Annotated in this window: 17 protein-coding genes; 9 read left to right on the top strand and 8 right to left on the bottom strand. The window is 41.7% G+C overall.

Going from position 1 to position 18,541, the window contains the following annotated elements:
- Positions 1-2: 2 nt before the first annotated feature.
- Positions 3-1,115 carry a DUF4407 domain-containing protein gene (locus BDD43_RS06940; protein WP_121196994.1) on the bottom strand — a complete coding sequence of 371 codons (1,113 nt, stop codon included), beginning with the start codon at positions 1,113-1,115 and terminating at the stop codon, positions 3-5.
- A gap of 130 nt (positions 1,116-1,245) precedes the next feature.
- On the opposite strand from BDD43_RS06940, the gene BDD43_RS06935 reads away from it, so the two are divergent.
- From BDD43_RS06935 to BDD43_RS06925, 3 genes are read left to right on the top strand one after another with little or no spacing between them, the layout of a single operon-like run.
- Complete coding sequence (locus BDD43_RS06935; protein WP_121196993.1) at positions 1,246-1,560, top strand: rhodanese-like domain-containing protein; 315 nt, start codon at positions 1,246-1,248, stop codon at positions 1,558-1,560.
- A 1-nt stretch (position 1,561) separates the two neighbouring features.
- Positions 1,562-1,750 (top strand): DUF6358 family protein, encoded by a 189-nt coding sequence (locus BDD43_RS31040; RefSeq protein ID WP_121196992.1) that lies wholly within the window; start codon positions 1,562-1,564, stop codon positions 1,748-1,750.
- Positions 1,751-1,771: 21 nt separating this feature from the next.
- Complete coding sequence (locus BDD43_RS06925) at positions 1,772-2,677, top strand: prohibitin family protein (RefSeq protein WP_121196991.1); 906 nt, start codon at positions 1,772-1,774, stop codon at positions 2,675-2,677.
- 203 nt (positions 2,678-2,880) lie between these two features.
- Here BDD43_RS06925 and BDD43_RS06920 read toward each other — a convergent pair whose 3' ends face one another.
- Positions 2,881-3,903 (bottom strand): dipeptide epimerase, encoded by a 1,023-nt coding sequence (locus BDD43_RS06920; RefSeq protein WP_121196990.1) that lies wholly within the window; start codon positions 3,901-3,903, stop codon positions 2,881-2,883.
- 54 nt (positions 3,904-3,957) lie between these two features.
- Between BDD43_RS06920 and BDD43_RS06915 the strand changes: the two genes are divergently transcribed.
- Complete coding sequence (locus BDD43_RS06915; RefSeq protein ID WP_121196989.1) at positions 3,958-4,947, top strand: hypothetical protein; 990 nt, start codon at positions 3,958-3,960, stop codon at positions 4,945-4,947.
- Here BDD43_RS06915 and BDD43_RS06910 read toward each other — a convergent pair.
- From BDD43_RS06910 to BDD43_RS06895, 4 genes are all read right to left on the bottom strand, one after another.
- Positions 4,944-5,576, bottom strand: a complete 633-nt coding sequence (locus BDD43_RS06910) for a rhomboid family intramembrane serine protease (protein WP_317128756.1) — start codon at positions 5,574-5,576, stop codon at positions 4,944-4,946. The genes BDD43_RS06915 and BDD43_RS06910 overlap by 4 nt on opposite strands.
- Before the next feature lie 190 nt (positions 5,577-5,766).
- Positions 5,767-7,482: a sodium/sugar symporter gene (locus BDD43_RS06905; RefSeq protein WP_121196988.1), complete on the bottom strand. Its 1,716-nt coding sequence runs from the start codon at positions 7,480-7,482 to the stop codon at positions 5,767-5,769.
- Positions 7,483-7,551: 69 nt separating this feature from the next.
- Positions 7,552-8,883: a xylose isomerase gene (gene xylA / locus BDD43_RS06900; protein WP_121196987.1), complete on the bottom strand. Its 1,332-nt coding sequence runs from the start codon at positions 8,881-8,883 to the stop codon at positions 7,552-7,554.
- A gap of 148 nt (positions 8,884-9,031) precedes the next feature.
- Positions 9,032-10,513, bottom strand: a complete 1,482-nt coding sequence (locus tag BDD43_RS06895) for a xylulokinase (protein WP_121196986.1) — start codon at positions 10,511-10,513, stop codon at positions 9,032-9,034.
- Between the two features lie 165 nt (positions 10,514-10,678).
- Between BDD43_RS06895 and BDD43_RS06890 the strand changes: the two genes are divergently transcribed.
- The gene (locus BDD43_RS06890) at positions 10,679-11,716 is read left to right on the top strand and encodes a LacI family DNA-binding transcriptional regulator (RefSeq protein WP_121196985.1); all 1,038 of its coding nucleotides are present in this window, start codon (positions 10,679-10,681) and stop codon (positions 11,714-11,716) included.
- A 143-nt stretch (positions 11,717-11,859) separates the two neighbouring features.
- Positions 11,860-13,236, top strand: coding sequence for an aspartate kinase (locus BDD43_RS06885; RefSeq protein WP_121196984.1), 1,377 nt, complete (start codon positions 11,860-11,862; stop codon positions 13,234-13,236).
- A 5-nt stretch (positions 13,237-13,241) separates the two neighbouring features.
- Here the strand turns inward: BDD43_RS06885 and BDD43_RS06880 are convergent, their stop codons facing one another.
- Both BDD43_RS06880 and BDD43_RS06875 read right to left on the bottom strand, forming a co-directional pair.
- Positions 13,242-13,943 carry a response regulator transcription factor gene (locus BDD43_RS06880; protein ID WP_121196983.1) on the bottom strand — a complete coding sequence of 234 codons (702 nt, stop codon included), beginning with the start codon at positions 13,941-13,943 and terminating at the stop codon, positions 13,242-13,244.
- Positions 13,936-15,855, bottom strand: coding sequence for a sensor histidine kinase (locus BDD43_RS06875; RefSeq protein ID WP_121196982.1), 1,920 nt, complete (start codon positions 15,853-15,855; stop codon positions 13,936-13,938). Before BDD43_RS06875 ends, BDD43_RS06880 begins: the two co-directional genes overlap by 8 nt.
- Before the next feature lie 169 nt (positions 15,856-16,024).
- Here BDD43_RS06875 and BDD43_RS06870 point away from each other — a divergent pair, with 169 nt between their 5' ends.
- The 3 genes from BDD43_RS06870 to BDD43_RS06860 are packed head-to-tail and all read left to right on the top strand — an operon-like array spanning position 16,025 to position 18,536.
- Positions 16,025-16,675 (top strand): DUF47 domain-containing protein, encoded by a 651-nt coding sequence (locus tag BDD43_RS06870; RefSeq protein ID WP_121196981.1) that lies wholly within the window; start codon positions 16,025-16,027, stop codon positions 16,673-16,675.
- 7 nt (positions 16,676-16,682) lie between these two features.
- Positions 16,683-17,684: an inorganic phosphate transporter gene (locus BDD43_RS06865; RefSeq protein WP_121196980.1), complete on the top strand. Its 1,002-nt coding sequence runs from the start codon at positions 16,683-16,685 to the stop codon at positions 17,682-17,684.
- Between the two features lie 51 nt (positions 17,685-17,735).
- Positions 17,736-18,536, top strand: a complete 801-nt coding sequence (locus BDD43_RS06860; protein WP_121196979.1) for a DUF4197 domain-containing protein — start codon at positions 17,736-17,738, stop codon at positions 18,534-18,536.
- The last annotated feature ends 5 nt before the right edge of the window (positions 18,537-18,541 follow it).

The following is an 18,541-nucleotide window of genomic DNA, read 5'->3' as shown; positions in this document are numbered from 1 at the left end:
ATCTACCCCATCCCCTCCAAGTCTTTACCGGCCTGCCAGGTAATTACCTTCTTGCGCTTATCAACCTCAGTGGTTACATCGTGGTCAAAAACGCTGTCGGTAACAGCTACCGATTTATCTTTGTCCTTGTCGGCAAAATGCACGTCGGCTTCTTCTATCCGCGAAAGCGCCACATCGTACGATCCTTTTGGCGACATCAATTTTACCAGTACCGGTAAACACTCAAACAAAATAAACAGGTAGGCTATAAAACTTTGTGCCAGGTAGGTATCAATATCTTTTGTTCCGTTGTCCCTAAACATTAACTGGCCTAGTGCCCAATTACGGTCGGCAAAGCCGGCAACGTTGGCAAGGCTATCAAGCTGATGTTCCGAAAATAGTTTTACATTATTTAGCCCGTCAAACTCCTTTCGTTGGTTAAGGTAGCCGTCCATTTTATCCAAATTGCCCTGCACTATCTTCAAACGGTCTTGCTTTTCCTGCAAAACTCCCTCCTTTTGCTTGGCGTATGTGCCATAACCTTTTAAGCCCGATGTTTGGTTGCTTTTATCGCCAAAAACTTCCTGGTTCAACTGGTAGCGCGAGCGGTTAATATCTTTAGTGAGCGAATCGCGCTCCTTTTTCATTTCGCTGTTTTTGTTCAACTCCTGGCTGTATTTTTCGTTGTAGGCTTTTTGCAGGGTATCAACCTTGCTACGTTGCCCGTTTAGGTACGATGTTTTGAGCTTTTGGCGAATTTCCTTATCAAAAATTTTAAGCTCCAGCGGGCGCGATATTACTACCCCTATCATTATAGCCAGCAATATGCGGGGCGATGCCTGCAAAAGCTGCTGGTTGGTTGTACCTTTTTTGTTAATACTGCCAACTATGTAGCGGTCCATATTAAAAATGGCCAGCCCCCATATCATCCCGAAAAGGATGGCAAATGCAACAGCAAAGTCGCTCCCGCTAAAAACAAAATACATAGCATACCCCCCGGAGAGCGAAGCAAACAATGCGGTAAAAAATATAGTGGCCCCTATACCCACATATTTATTATGCTCAATAGGATATTTTTTTAGGGTTTCCTGGTGCGCACCCGAGCAAAACCAAAAGAAACGTGTTATTTTTTTCATCAATAAAGTAGCAAACAAATGTAACCGATAATTAAACGCTCGCAGGGGTTTATTGTTACAACTTCAATTGAAATAGCTGCGCCTGTTTTATATGATAAAATGAATAACTTTGCTTTATAAAATTTAAAACATGAAAGAAATAAGTGTACTTGAACTTAAAGAAAAAATAGATAATAACGAAGATTTCCAACTGATTGATGTTCGCGAAGATTTTGAATACGAAATGTCAAACCTGGGCGGTTTACTTATTCCGTTAGCAGGAATTTTGATCGAGTCCGAAAAAATTGCTAAAGACAAACCCGTTGTTGTACAATGCCGCAGCGGCAAGCGCAGTGCCGTAGCCATAATGCAACTGGAGCAAAAAGGCTTTACCAACCTGTACAACCTAAAAGGCGGCATTTTGGCATGGGCCGACGAGATTGACCCTACTATGGAGGTTTATTAGCATGTGGGGCAAAATACTTTTAAACGTGCTATACAATATCTGCATATTTTTATGTGCCATATTTGTGTACTACAGCATAAAAAACCACAATTGGGCCTACGTATTGGGCGGCGTATTTTTGGGCGTTATGGTGCTTATTTTCAAATTGCGGCTGGTTAAAGACATTCGTAACCAGCAGAAAAATTTGTAATTTCAGCAAAAAAACAATATCATGTTTATAGCTATTATTGGCATTATTATACTCATTGCGGGTATGGTAATCAAACACAGCCCATCTCCCAATAGCCACTACTCGGGCATTATTACCATTGCGGGTGTGGTAGTGGTGGTATTGGGCTTATTCAGTTCGTCGGTTAAAGTAATTGATAAAGGCACAATTGGCGTACAATCCTTCTTCGGCAAAGTACAACCCGATGTTTTAGAAGCTGGTTTACACATCATTGACCCGGTTGTTGATGTTACGGTTTTTGACGCCAAAACACAAAACTATACTATGAGTGCCCAAACCGACGAGGGTCAGAAAAAAGGTGACGACGCCATCAAAGTGCTATCGTCGGACGGTTTGGAGGTTACAATCGATATTACAGTACTTTATCGTTTAATTCCGAGCAAAACTCCATATCTATTGCAAAATATTGGTGCCGATTACATTGATAACATAGTTCGCCCGGTATCGCGTACAGCTATTTTAACTAACGCCGTTAACTACGAGGCTGTAGAACTTTACTCAACAAAAAGGGGAGAATTTCAAGCGAAAATACAGCAGAATATTGGCGCGAGCCTTGCCAAAAACGGCATGGAACTGCAATCAATTTTATTGCGTAATATCTCTCTCCCGGCATCGGTAAAAGCCAGCATCGAGTCTAAAATCAACGCCGAACAAGACGCCCAAAAGATGCAATTTGTACTCCAAAAAGAAAAACAAGAAGCCGAACGCAAACGCGTAGAAGCACAGGGTATTGCCGATTATCAAAAGATACTTTCAACCGGCCTATCCGATAAGCAATTGCAATACGAAACCATAAAGGCTCAAAAAGAAATTGCCCTATCGCCAAACGCCAAAGTAATTATACTGGGCAACGGCAAAGGCGCACCAATTATATTAGGGAAAGATTAATCCCCGTTAATCCCAAAGAGTGAGACGGCGGTTAGGCGCAAACGTTGAGCCTGTGCGATTCCCTCCCCACGGGAGGGTGCAGGGAGGGGTTTATGCGAGATCAAGGTGAATAAACCCCTCCCTGCCACTTCACAACCTAACGCACCCCTCCCCGAGGAGGGAATAAGTTGGGCTAATACTTTGTGGAAACGAATTTAAATAGTTCACCATTGCGGCAGGGTTTTTAACCCAAGCCCGGCATCATCACTTAAAACCCATTTGCCATGTTCAAACCCGGGCATGGCATACGGGTTATTGGTGGTTAAAAAGGGGCCATCAACATCGGCCCAATCGCATAATGGGGCAAGGCTGGCAGCGGCTAACGTTGCGCAACTGGTTTCGCTCATGCAACCAATCATGGTTTTAAGGCCAAGTTTTTTTGCCAGCAATAGCATCTGGTGAGCCTCATACATCCCTGCCGATTTCATTAGCTTTACGTTAATACCGTTGTAAACGCCATACGCCTTAGTTACATCGGCCAAACGCTGCACGCTCTCATCGCCAATTATGGGTATGGGGCTGCGTTCGCTTAACCAGGCATTACTTTCAATATCGGTTTTTATAATGGGTTGCTCTATTAGTTGTACACCGTGCTCGTGCAGCCAATAGGTCATGTCAAGGCTTTGTTGCAGGTCGGTCCAACCCTGGTTGGCGTCTACATATAGCGGTACATTGGTTACTGTGCGTATGGTTTCAATTAGTTCCTTATCGCTATCGCGGCCAAGCTTAACTTTAATTACTTTAAAGCCTTGTGCCTCTTTTAATTTTTTCAAAACCATTTCGGGCGTATCAATACCAATGGTGAAGGATGTTACCGGCATGCTTGCCGGTTCGCTGTCAAATAAATGCCAACAGGGCTGGTTTAAAAGCTTGCCATTTAAATCGTGCAGGGCAATATCAATAGCGGCCTTAATTGCTGGTTGGCCAGCCTCAAGCCCGTCTAAATAGCTGTTAATAAAAGCAAAATCAAACGGGTACGTAAATTTTGCAACATCCACTTTCCGTAAAAAAGCAGCAGCGCTTTGGTGGCTTTCGCCCATATATGGCACCATTGATGCCTCACCATAGCCGGTATAACCCTCGTACTCTAGTTGTACAAGCATAATTGGGGTTGATGTTCGCGAAAACTTAGCTATCGTGAATGCATGTTTCAGTTCAAGCTCAAAAGGTTGGTAAGTCAGCTTCATGTTAAATTCAAATCTAAAAATTTGTAATCAAGAATCAACCTTATCTTTGCATCAATGTCAGCACAATTATATCAACCGTTCGAGAGTTTTAACTTCAGCAATAACAAATGCTTCCTTACGGGAGAAAAGCTACAATCAACCGAAGAAAAAATACAGGTTTTCCCGGCATGGCTCATGAACCGGTATAACCTGCACGACCAGCCTTTTAAATTGCTCGACGAAAGTATGGCTACCTACAAGGATTTGAAAATACCTTGTGCTGCCCATGTTAACGAGCAATACCTTGAGCCACTTGAAGCCGAAGTTGCACAAGCTTTTGATGCTGGTTTTGAAGGCATGAAAGCCATTAGCGAATTAAAGCTTTTCCAATGGGCAGGCAAGCTGCTTTACGGCATCATTTTTAACGAGATACAGGTAGCCATCCGCCAATCGCACAGCCAGGGCGATGAGTTTAACATTTCGCAATCCATCATCCACAAATTTAGCAACCTGCACATGATGTTGCAGAGCTTAAATAAGCCTTTGGTATTTGAAGAGTTTAAACCCTTTAGCCTGTTTTTATTCAAGGTAAACAATCCCGAAAATGAGTTTGCTTACCGCGATGAAATCAATACGCTTACATTTTCTATCCGTTTAAAAGATTTTGGCCTCATTATATCCTTGCAGGACAACGGCGCCAACCGAAATTACCACAGGCAGCTATTAGAAAAAATAGAAGGGCAAACCCTCCACCCTATCCAGTTTGAGGAGTTTTGCGGCAGGATATTTTACTCGGCCTATTTATTTAACCGCCTGCCCGAGTACAATATTTTGCCGGTTGGCAACCAAATTTACATAGAGGCTATGAGCCTAAAGGGCATGAGCGCCAAACCCCTGTTTGACGACTGGCTGGGCAAAACCTACGGGCAAGTACTGGAAAACTTTTGGAAACGCTGGGGTTTCCTGCTATTCGAGATCATCAAAAACCCCGAACACCCGATGACTTTTTTGCTGGATGATGAAGGGGAATTTATCCCGGCAGAAAAAATTGATTTAGGACTTTAATGCATCCCGGCTCTTATTGAATCAATAAAGCCTGTCAAAACCACCGGATATAACACAATGGTGATAATAATACCGCATAGTGCACCATAAAAATGCGCATCGTGATTAATATTACCAATTCCTTTTCGCGAAGCGTACACGCAATAAATTAGGTACAAAGCACCAAATACAATTGCCGGCAGTTCTAAAAACGGAATAAATATTAACCCCAAACTCATCATTGGTTTAAATAAAATAAAGCTAAAAACCACTGCACTTATAGCACCCGAAGCACCTAAGCTGTTATACCAATAATCGTCTTTATGCTTTAAAACTGTTGGGATATCGCTTACAATTAAACTTACTATGTACAGCAATGCAAACTGCCAATGGCCTATTCTAACTTCAAGGTTAAGAGCAAATAATTGGAACGAGTACATATTAAAAAACAGGTGCATCCAATCTTTGTGTATAAAACCGCTGGTTATTAAAGTATATACCCGGGAGCCGCGCGCTATGCTATACGGCTGCAAAATAGACTTACTGTATAACTCGTCGTTATAAAAAGCAAGTAAACTAATTAAAATAGTAGCCGCAAATATGGCTGAAGCTACCGGTGCATACTGAATATAAAATAAAATTTGATCCACTAAGTATTGATAATTATCTACCGCAATAATAAAGGTTTTTTAACCTACAAGTGCTTTTATCTTATAATGTTCCAAAAAAAATCCCCGTCTCCAAATTGGAACGGGGATTTTTATGAGAGGTAAGATTAAAGAGACAGGAAAAGCGTTCTCGTTTTGCTTCCTGCATCTTAATTGTTGCAATCTATAATGCCTACCAGAAAACTGTATATAAAACAGTTAAAATAGCACAAATTAATACCGAACCGATGGCAAAGCCAGGGGTAACTTTAAACATTTTGGTATCAACTTCAAGAGCGTTAACACGTAAGCCCTTGCTGTTTTCTATCATACTGATGATGTACATACCTACAACGCTGATGATGAACACAAAGCCCATTCTATCAAAAAACGGTATTTCGTATGCACCGTTGTTGGCATAATTTTTTGCGTAAAAGCCGTAAGGTGTCAAAAAGCTCAAATCGGCAAACCTTGGTAAAAATTTAAATACCACCGATAACAAGAAACCGCCAACGGTAGCAAACAACGCCGCGTTTGAGGTTGCCTTTTTCCAGAAGAAGCCTAATAAGAACATGGCCAATATACCCGGCGAGAAAAAGCCGGTATACTCCTGGATGTAGTTAAAGCCTTGTTTACCTTCGCCCATCAAAGCCTCACCCAAAACGTAAGCCAATATTACACCTAATACCATAGCCACCGCTACAGATATTTTACCCAGGTTAACCAATTTCTTTTCGGAAGCTTCGGGGTTAATGGCTTTTTTATAAATATCCAGTGTAAATATTGTTGCAATACTGTTAACCTTGCCCGCAAGCGAGGCAACAATAGCCGCTGTTAAAGCCGCAAATGCCAAACCTTTCATGCCGATAGGCAACAGGTTCAATAACGACGGATATGCCTTGTTAACATCGGTTATGCCGCTGTGTGTAAGCATACCGGCAGCATCTGCTGTATGGAACATGCCTCGTTGGTACAATACATAAGCTGCTATACCTGGTATAACCACAATAACCGGCATCAGCAATTTTAAAAATGCTGCAAATAAAATACCGCTACGCGCAGTTTTTAAATCGGCACCTAATGCACGTTGGGTAATGTATTGGTTACAGCCCCAGTAATTAAGGTTGGTAATCCACATACCGCCTATTAAAACACTCAGCCCCGGAAGGTCAACATAATTATGATTGTCTTTTTCAAATATCATGTGGAAGTGGTCGCTCGCCTGTACAGTAATTTGCTTTAAACCACTAAACATTCCGCCCACACTTGAATGGCCGTTAGGATTGCTCACCAGGTTCAATGCAATGTACGACGCAACAAGGCCACCTAAAATTAAGAAGAATACCTGTATCACGTCGGTATAACCAATAACCTTCATACCGCCAAGTGCAATAATTACCGAAAATACAGCAAGTAAAATAATACAAATGCCTATAGAAAACTCCGGAGCTATACCGTGGATGGCAATAGCACCCAGGTATAAAATTGAAAGCAAGTTTACTACAATGTATAAAAACAGCCAAAACACAGCCATAATCATGGCTACTGTACCATTATACCGCTGATGTAAAAATTGCGGCATGGTGTATATCTTGTTTTTTAAATAAACGGGAATAAAAAACACTGCCACAATTACCAGGGTTAAGGCAGCCATCCATTCGTAGGTAGAAATTGCCAAACCCATTTTAAAACCAGAACCACTCATGCCGATAAACTGTTCAGCCGAGATGTTTGATGCAATTAGGGATGTGCCTATAGCCCACCATGTTAAAGAGCCTTCAGCTAAAAAATAATCGTTTGAGGTAGCATTAACGTTCTTCTTACGTTGGTATACCCACCAGCCATAGGTGGCTACAACAACAAAGTAAAAAGCGAATACCATGTAGTCGCCGAACTGGAGTGTTTTCATTTTTGATGTTTAGGTTTAAAAAAAGGTTCTTCTCATACACAACTATAGTGTACAGATTACAATTATAAATTAAATAAAATTGTTAATCAAGTTTTCAAGATATTCTTGTTTACCACTAATTGTAGCCGGTTCGCCATTGTTGGCTGCATAGTCGCGTAAATCTTCTAAACTCACCTTTCCATCCTCAAAATCTTTACCTATACCGCTATCAAATGATGCATAACGTTCGGTACGGATTTTCTTGTAATCAGATTTTTGCAGAATGTTATCAGCAATGATAAGCGCCCTTGCAAAAATATCCATACCGCCAACATGCGCGTGGAACAAATCGGCCGGATCGGTTGAGTTACGGCGTATCTTGGCATCAAAGTTAACACCGCCGCCTTGCAAACCTGTGCCATCTAAAATAACCAGCATAGCTTCTACAATCTCGGTAATGTTGTTCGGGAACTGATCGGTATCCCAGCCATTTTGGTAATCTCCGCGGTTAGCATCAATCGAGCCTAACAAACCGGCATCGGTAGCAACCTGTAATTCATGCTGAAAAGTATGGCCAGCTAAGGTAGCGTGGTTAACTTCCAGGTTCAGTTTAAAATCGTTCAATAAATCGTACTGGCGTAAAAAACCAATTACCGTAGCCGAATCATAATCATACTGATGTTTTGATGGCTCGCAAGGTTTCGGTTCGATAAAGAAAGTACCTTTAAAGCCTTGTTTGCGGGCATAATCTTTAGCGGCATGTAAAAATTTGGCAAAGTGCTCCTGCTCGCGTTTCATGTTGGTGTTCAGCAAAGTCATGTAACCTTCGCGGCCACCCCAAAACACATAGTTCTCGCCGCCTAAAGCAATAGTTGCATCAATTGCAGCTTTTACCTGTGCGCCACCGTGTGCCAATACCTGAAAATCTGGATTGGTTGATGCACCATTCATATATCTGCGGTGCGAAAACAGGTTAGCTGTTCCCCAAAGCAATTTTACACCGCTATCGGCTTGTTTTTGTTTGGCATACTCAACCAAAGCTTGTAAACGGCGTTCGTTTTCAACCACGTCGTTGCCATAATCAACCACATCCACATCATGGAAGCAGTAAAACGGAAGGTTCATTTTGGTTAAAAATTCAAACGCTGCATCCATTTTATCTTTGGCGCGTTCAACCGCATCGCCCTTGGCATCCCACGGAAACAGGTGTGTTGGCCCACCAAACGGATCGGCACCGCTACCCACAAACGAGTGCCAGTAAGCACCCGCAAAGCGTAAATGATCTTTCAGTGTTTTACCACCAACCACACGGCTTTCGTCGTACCAACGAAACGCCAGCGGGTTATCTGTTTGCGGCCCTTCAAACTTAATTTGGCCTATACCTTTAAAAAACTCCTTTTCACCTAAAACGATGTTTGCCATGATGTATTTGTTATTTTGTTACTATGTTATTACGTTATTTATCTTGTTGCGTCATTGCTAGGTACAAAGCAATCTCTATACTACACAGAGCAAACTTTTATGGCAGCTCTGTCTATGTAAAGATTGCTTAGCACCTCGCAATTGCGCTTTAATTATTTGCTAATTGTTTATCAAGCAAGCCTTTCCACTCCTCATATATCGGCTCATAGCCTTTAACCGATGGTTCAATCAGTTGCAAAGGCTTCATGTTGCTAAAGGCTTCTTGCGGGGTAGTGTAAATGCCGCTACCTATGCCTGCTCCTAATGCAGCACCAATACTGCCATCGTTTTGATAAAGTTCTACCGGCACGCCTGTTGCATTTACAAAGGCTTCGGTAAACAGGTCGCTTAAAAACAGGTTGGCTTTACCCGCTCTAATAATGCTCGGGTTCATGCCGTTGCCGCGCATAATATCTAACCCGTAACGGAAGGAAAATGCAATACCCTCTTGCACGGCCCTAAAAATATGAGCCCGTGTATGCAGGTTAAGGTCGATGTTTTGAAAATGCACGCCTACCAGTTTATTGTTGAGCATACGCTCGGCACCGTTACCAAAGGGCAATATGCGCAAACCATCGCTACCCAGCTTTATGCTGCGCGCTTCGGTATTCATTTGCTGATAGGTGGTATCGGCCCCAAATATGGTTTTTGTCCACCGGTTTAAACTACCTGTACCATTAATACAAAGCAACACACCCAGGCGTTTTTGCTCTTCGGTATGGTTAACGTGCGCAAAGGTGTTCACGCGCGATTCTTTATCATAAGCCAAAACATCGCTCACACCATATATAACGCCCGATGTACCGGCCGTTGCAGCAACCTCACCGGGGTTCAAAACATTTAGTGACAGTGCGTTATTGGGCTGGTCACCGGCTTTGTAGGCTACGGGTATGCCTGCCTTTAAATGCAAGGCATCGGCAATTTCTTTTTTAAGGTGCCCATGGTCGGCAAAAACAGGCTTAATAGTTGCAAATAAGCTTTCGCTGAAACCAAAATAGTTTAATATTTCGTGAGACAACCGATTGCAGGCAAAATCATAAAATATGCCTTCAGATAATGCAGAGGCCGATGTTGTTATTTCGCCGGTTAGCTTCATGGCAATAAAATCGCCGGGTAGCATAATTTTATCCGTTTTGGCATAAATTTCGGGTTCATTGGCCTTAACCCAGGCCAGTTTTGACGCCGTAAAATTACCGGGCGAATTAAGCAGATGGCCTAAACACTCCTCGTGCCCTATTTTATCAAAGGCTTCGTTTCCAATTTCTACGGCGCGGCTATCGCACCATATAATACTATCGCGCAAGCTATTTTGATCCTTATCAACCAAAACGAGGCCGTGCATTTGGTAGGCTATACCTATTGCACTAATATCCTGCGGATTATAGGTGTTGTTTTTTTGAGTCAGCAAAATTGCGTTTTGCACATGCTGCCACCACATTTCGGGCGATTGCTCGGCCCAACCGGGTTGTTTAGATGTAATGGCCGACTCCGTATCCGGATATTGTGCCGATGCGATACAAGTTTGCAAAGTTGCATCAACAACAGATACTTTAATAGACGATGTTCCAATATCAATACCCAGAAGTAACATTAAACGCTGTATTAGTTTATAAAAGGTTAAAGCCCGATCGTATTTTTAACACGATGCAGTAAAATTATAGAATATTTTTGAAAATGCAACCGATTGTAATTTTTATTATTCAATTATAACTTCGGTTTAATTTATACCTTGCGGTGTGATAGTTTATCCATTATAATGAAGAACAAAGAAATTACCATTTACGACATAGCAAAGGCTCTCGATATTTCGCCCGCAACGGTAAGCCGCGGCCTTCGCGATCATCCGGCTATTAACCGTAAAACCAAGAAGAAGATAATGGATATAGCAAAGGAAATGGGCTACCGCTCAAACACCTTTGCAAGTAGTTTACGTTTAAAACGCACCAATACCATTGGCGTAATTGTACACCGTTTAGATAGTTATTTTGTGGCTATGGTGTTGGCCGGCATGGAAAAGGTTGCCAGCGAATCGGGATATAACCTCATCATCAGCCAATCGTTAGAGAGTATGGCTAAAGAGGTTGCCAACGCTAACACCATGTTTAACAGCCGCGTTGATGGTTTAATGGTTTCGCTGGCCTATGATACCGAAGATGTTAGCCACTTTGACCCTTTTATAACTAAGGGCATACCGCTATTGTTTTTTGATAGGGTTTACAAACACAAAAACTGCCCAACGGTGGTGATTGATAACTTCAAATCGGCCTACGAAATAACAACCCACCTGATAAAACAAGGTTGCAAACGCATTGCCCACGTTACCGGAGATTTAAAACGAAACGTTTATGCCGACAGGTTTGAGGGCTATAAAAAGGCGTTAGAAGATAACGGCCTTGTATATAGCGATGAGTTGCTTATCATCAATTACCTTAACGAGCACATAGGGCACAATGTAGACGCTGCACAACAGTTATTAAATATGAACCCACGCCCCGACGGTGTTTTTATTACCAACGATGCCTTTGCTGCTTATTGCATGCGCGAACTCAGGCTTGCCGGTGTAGCTGTTCCGCAGGATATTGCAGTTGCGGGTTTTAATAACGACCCGATTTCTGAATTGGTTGACCCCAACTTAACCACCATTAATTATCCGAGTTACGAGATGGGCGAGGTTGCTGCAAAAACGCTTATTAACCATTTAAAAGGCGAATCGAACATGTTGCTTACCGATTCTATCGTGCTAAAATCAGAACTTATTATCCGCGAGTCGTCTTTAAAGAAGGGGCTCCTATAAACCAGTACTTTAATAGCACAATCAATTCATCTATTTTTATAAATTTGCCGCCACTAATATTCTACCTATTTGGTAGTTTTTAGGTAAATATTTGGCTTGTGCCATAAATTATTGGGGCTTGTTTTATAATCTAAAGTATTAAAATGTTAACAGTAGAAAAAATTGGTGGCACATCCATGAGTGCTTTACAGGATGTGATTAACAATATTATTTTGTTTCGCCGCAGTGGCGACGAATTGTATAACCGCATATTTGTAGTGTCGGCATTTTCGGGCGTAACCAATTTACTGCTCGAAAATAAAAAAACCGGCGAACCGGGTGTTTACCACCGCATTGTTAAATATCAGGATTTTCATCATGCGCTTGATGAACTGGTGCTTGCCTTGCAAGCCATCAATAAAAAATACGAATCGCTGGGCCTTGACCTGGTGATAGCCGATAAGTTTATTGAGCAGCGCATTCACGATGCCCGCCATTACCTTGATAACCTGGCCAACATACTGGCATCCGGCTATGTAAGTAAAGAAGGCATTTTGCAAGCCGCCCGCGAAATTTTAGCTTCAATCGGCGAAACCCACTCGGCTTTTGTATTTACCAATATTTTGCAAAGCATGGGCATTAACGCTACGCTGGTTGATTTGAGCGGATTTCACGATCATAAATCGTACACCATCGATCAGCGCATTAAGCACACCTTTAGCGAAATTGATTTTACCAAAACCATCTGTATTGTTACCGGCTACGCCAAAGGTACCGAAGGTATTATGCGCGAGTTTGACCGCGGCTACTCCGAAGTTACTTTTTGCAAAATAGCCGTTGCCGTAAAACCTGCCGAAGCCATTATTCACAAAGAATATCACCTATGCTCGGCAGATCCGGTTTTGGTTGGAATCCACAACTGCGTGCCGGTAGGTTTCACCAACTATGATGTTGCCGATCAACTGGCCGACGTGGGTATGGAAGCTATCCACCCTAAAGCGTCGAAACCGTTGGAGATTAACAACATTAACCTGCGCATTAAAAACACCTTTGAGCCCGAGCATCCGGGTACCTTAATAACTAAAGATTATATATGCCCGCACAAACGTGTTGAGGTAATTACCGGCACCACCAAATTGGTGATGATTGATATTTACGACCCCTTAATGGTAGGCAACGTAGGTACCGATTTCCACATTATGCAGGTATTTTACAACCTTGGCGTTAGCTACAACTTTAAGGCCACCAGCGCAAACAGCATTTCGATAGTGATATGGGAAAAAGACTTTCATAAAAAGCTGATACAAGAGCTTGAAGAAAAATTTGAAAAAGTATCGGTAGAGAAAATGGCTATGGTTTGCCTTATCGGTTCTAATATGGATCAGGTGGGGTTACTGGCAAAATCTGCCGGAGCATTGGCAACAAAAAATATAGATATTAAAAGCGCAGGGTTTGCCTTGCGCAAAGTAAACATTCAGTTTTTGGTGGCCCGCGAAGATTTTGACGAAGCCATTATTGCCCTAAACGCAGCCATGGCCTAACAACACTACCAAACCAGCTTATACCCCACTCCGCGAATATTTATAATTTGAACCGAAGGATCGGCCTTTAAATGTTTGCGGAGTTTGGTAATAAATACATCAAGGCTGCGGGCGTTAAAAAAGTTATCGTCGCCCCAAAGTTCGGTTAACAACTTTTGGCGGGTAAGTGTTTCTTGCTGGTGCTCGCACAATATTTTAAGCACCTCGCTTTCGCGCGCTGTAAGTTGGTGCGTGCTCATCCCCTGTTCAATAATATTACGGTTAGGTTTAAAAACAAAACTGCCTATTGCAATAGTTTCGTTTTTATCGCGCTTTATTGTTTTGGGGTTACTCAATAGCCTGTCTTTACTTAGCAAAACCTTAATGCGCACAATGAGCTCTTCAACACTAAAGGGCTTTTTTAAATAGTCGTTTCCGCCGGTTTCAAAACCCATAACCACATCTTTTGGCTGCGAACGAGCCGTTAAAAATATAATAGGCGTTACCCTATCGCTTTCCCTTATTTTCTTTGCCACTTCAAAACCGTCCATTTTAGGCATCATTACATCTAGCACCAAAACATCGGCTTTGTAGGTGGCAAACTTTTTAAGCGCCTGCTCGCCATCGGCGCAAAGCACAACTTCAAAATTACGCTCCTCCAAACTTTCGCGCACTATATGCGCCAGTGCCGTTTCGTCTTCGGCCATTAATACTTTTATCTTATCCATTAATTACAGGTAAGGTAATTATAAATTCGCTGCCCGCCCCAATATTACTTTTTACTTTAATGTTACCGCCATGCGCCTCAACAATATATTTTACATAGCTTAAACCCAGGCCTGTACCTTTTACATTATGTACATTGCCTGTTGGCACCCTATAAAACTTATCAAACACGTGTGTTATATGCTCGGCAGAAATCCCAATCCCGTTATCCTTAACCGAAAACACAATACTATCACCTTGCTTATAAACCATTATTGCAACATCAACACTGTTGCCTGCATATTTAATAGCATTATCAACCAAGTTTAAAACCACACTATTGAGATGCAGTTTATCGGCATTGAGTGTTTGCACGCCACTTTGGTTAACATAACCCATGTTAACCTGTTTAGTGGTTTTTACCTGTTCGGATAAAATAATTCCTTCCAGCATCGCGTCTATGTTAACCGGCTCAATATGCAGGTCAATATCCCTGTTTTCAAAAGCGGCAACATTAAGCACTTTAGTAACCAACTGGTTTAAACGCTCCAGTTGCTCGCGCGATGTTTGCAGGTAACGTTGTGTTTTAACCGGATCGTTCAACGCATTAAAGTTTTGCAGGCCCTCAATAGCAACAGCAATAGTGGCTATTGGGGTTTTCAACTCATGCGTCATGTTATTTATAAAATCATCCTTTAGTTCGGCAAGCTTTTTTTGTTCAACAATGGTGCGCACCACATAGGTAAAACACAAGCCGGTGAGCAAAATAAGCAATATCGAAAGGGTTAAATTTAGCATCATGCCCCTCATTACTGCGTATTGCGGCGTTTTAAAAAATGCCTTAGTATAGCGCGTGTCGATAGTTAAAATATTGGGAGTTAAAAAATCAAAGCCGTGATACCGATACGGAAACTGGGTAGTTTCACTGTACCAGGTGTTAAACGTTTTAGCGGTATTTTTTTTGCCGGAGATATTTAGCGTAAACGGCGCATCAATATTTGCCTTTTCAAGCTCCCTTTTTAAATACCTGTAAATTTTAATGCTATCTGCCTTCGGGTAATTTGGCGGCATATTCTTATCTCGTTGTTCTTTAAACATCTGATTAAAATTTATCCGCGGTGCAATTGCGATTGGGGCTGTTAATGCTGATGGTTTTCGTAGCACCTCGGCCTCTATCTGTGTTTGTTTAGCTTTTTTTTGCTCCATAAATTTCATATGCTCACCAAGCAGCAGGCTTGCTGTTTTAGTAAATGAACTATCGCTTATTCGCCTTGGCGTAATATTGCGCAAACGGAACAATTCCTTCATCTTATTTTGAAAAACAGTATCCCTAATAGTTTTGGTAAAAGGATTGGGATTCTGTTTCGCAAGTTCTTCTTGCTGCTTATGCAGCACGGCCGTATCAGGTGCCACTTTGTATAAATCGCCACCCGGCCGTAGCCTTTTCATAACAGCGTCCATATCTGCCATTTGCATGGCCCAGGTAATATGATATAAGAGGTTTGGCACATAAAATGATGTTTCGGCAAGTAATGCAGGGATGCTCTCTTTCCCGGTAAAATTTATTTTGCGTTTATAATAATCAAGGTTAAGTTTCCTGATGGTGAATGGGTCATTCACCATCATCAGCGATCTTTGCGACTGATGTGCTATCCTGATATCATAGTACACGTTACTTGGGTCGGGCGCTTTAGTGGTATCTATCCTGATTAAATAATCAGGCGACGATAGTTTTTTTGTAATTACCACGCGTATCGAATCAAAATAATCTTTCTTACAGTGGTCCATTGCCCGCAGCATTGCACTGTCAATATCGGCATCAAATTGCCGTTTATTTACATGATAGGCATTTACCGTCCAATATCCCTGAAAAACAATTATCCCAATTAACGATAGTGTTATCAATGTAAAAGCTATGCCGAGTTTACGTTTCATTTATTTTTTATAATGGTAAATGTAAAAAACCGCCATCCAACAATTGCATTTGTTAACTATCGTTAACATAAAATAACTTTATACCGCCTTTTAAATATACATTACTTTAGTTAACATTAACTTAACACAGGGGAGTTATCTTTGCCACTCAATAACAATATAAAAGCCTATGTCGCTTAATAGTATATTCCAGTATTTTGTCCCTAAAGACAGAAAAGTGTTTTTTCCGTTATTTGAACAGGCTGCTAATAACGTTGTTGCTATTGCAACTATTTTGGTTGAAACCGTAAACTCTAACAACCCAGCTACCCGAGATGACCTTTATAAACAGATAGATAAGCTGGAAAACGTTGGCGACGAGCTAACACACCAGATATATATTGAACTGGGTAAAAACTTTATAACCCCGTTTGACAGGGAAGATATACATGCACTAGCCACCGCTATTGATGATGTTGCCGATAACATACAAGGTGCCGCAAACCGCATGAACCTGTATAGCATTGACGATTTTACCGTACCCATAAAAAAGCTTGCCGATTTAATTTTACAAGCCAGCATTGATATGGAAAAGGCAGTTAGGGAACTAAAGGACCTAAAAAATGTGCGCAATATAGCCGACTCGTGCATACGCATTAACAGTGTTGAAAACCAGGCCGATTATGTGTTTGACCGCGCCGTTGCCGACTTGTTTCTGTACGAAAAGGACGCTATAAAGCTGATTAAATATAAAGAGATTTTAGCTACGCTTGAAAACGCAACAGATATGTGCGAAGATGCAGCTAATGTAATGGAAACAATTTTAGTTAAAAACGCATAAGCCATATATGACCTTACTGGTTGTTGTTATCGCCTTAGCCATTATTTTCGATTTTATTAACGGTTTTCACGATGCCGCTAATTCAATAGCTACTGTTGTTTCTACAAAAGTGCTATCGCCTTTAATGGCTGTACTTTGGGCCGCAGCATTTAATTTTTTGGCCTACTTTGCTATTAAAGACCACCATGTGGCTAACACGGTTGCAAAAACCGTTTTTGAGCAATTTATAACCCTGCATGTTATTTTGGCCGGTTTAATTGCCGCCATTACCTGGAATTTAATTACCTGGTGGTTTGGCATTCCGTCAAGCTCGTCGCACACACTAATTGGTGGTTTTGCCGGCGCCGGAATGACTAATGCTATGTTTAAGGGCTTTAATGCCTTTTCGGCTGTTGACCCTGAACCTATTATAAAAATTGTGGCTTTTATATTTTTGGCTCCCGTTATAGGCAGCATAATAGGTTATTTAATTAACGTTGCCATTTTGCATTTATGTAAAAATGCCCGCCCATCTAAAGCCGAAACCTGGTTTAAACGTTTGCAATTGGTATCGTCGGGCGCGTTAAGCTTTGCACATGGCGGTAACGACGCGCAAAAGGTTATGGGCATTATTTATGTATCGCTTATTTCGGCAGGTGTGTTGCACAAAACAGATACCATGCCCGAGTGGATACCCTTAGCCTGTTACTCGGCAATAGCTTTAGGTACTATGAGTGGTGGTTGGAAAATTGTTAAAACAATGGGCACCAAAATAACCAAGATAACCCCGCTTGAAGGTGTTAGTGCCGAAACCGCCGGTGCCCTCACGCTATTTGTTACCGAAAGATTTGGTATCCCGGTTTCAACAACACATACCCTTACGGGATCAATTATTGGCGTTGGTTTAACTAAACGCATTTCGGCAGTGCGCTGGGGCGTAACCATCAACCTTATTTGGGCCTGGATTATTACTATACCTATTTCGGCATTAATTGCCGGTATTGTATTCGCATTAGTTCGGTCGCTGTAAACAAAGTTGTATATTTGGTTTTATCAAAGCAAAATCAATTCATACTCAACCATGAAGGTAATCCGTACCCTTATAATAACAATAAGCTTAGTAGCATTTATTGGCCAGGAGGCTTCGGCCCAGTTTTTTAAATCAATTCTTGATAAAGTCGCCGGCAAATCAGCCAGTACCCCAACTACTACTACCGCAACTACCACAACAACTACCGGCACATCGGTTTTGGCACCAAGCACGCTTGAAATTGGTACGGCATTAAAGCAAGCCCTTGAACAGGGCACCACAAAAAGCTCCGATCAGCTTTCGACTTTAAATGGTTTTTTTGGAAATGCCGCCGTAAAAATATTATTTCCGCCCGAAGCCCAAAAGGTTGAAAAAACACTGCGTTCGCTGGGCTTAAACCAACTTTGCGATAACGTAATACTATCCCTTAACCGTGCCGCCGAAGATGCTGCAGGCCAGGCCAAACCCATATTTATTAGCGCCGTTAAACAAATGACACTGCAAGATGTAACCAACATTTTGTTAGGTAGTAATGATGCCGCCACACAATACTTTAAACGTACAACAACGGCATCGTTAACAGCTGCCTTTAAACCTATCACCAAAAAAAGTTTAGATAAAGTGGGCGCAACACGTTACTACGGCGATGTAGCAACCCGATATAATAAAATACCCTTTGCCGGCAAAGTAAACCCCGATATAAGCGATTATGTAACCCAAAAGGCTATTGACGGCTTATTTTTGCAAATTGCTTTAGAAGAATTAAATATTCGGCAAAATTTAGCGGCACGTACCACGCCTGTGTTGCAAAAAGTTTTTTCGTTTGCCAGTCAAAACATGTTGGGTAACTAAAACTT

This window comes from Mucilaginibacter gracilis, from assembly GCF_003633615.1.
GTDB lineage: Bacteria > Bacteroidota > Bacteroidia > Sphingobacteriales > Sphingobacteriaceae > Mucilaginibacter > Mucilaginibacter gracilis.
The sequence above is the reverse complement of the archived record's forward strand: the minus strand, read 5'-3'. Positions and strand labels throughout refer to the sequence as shown.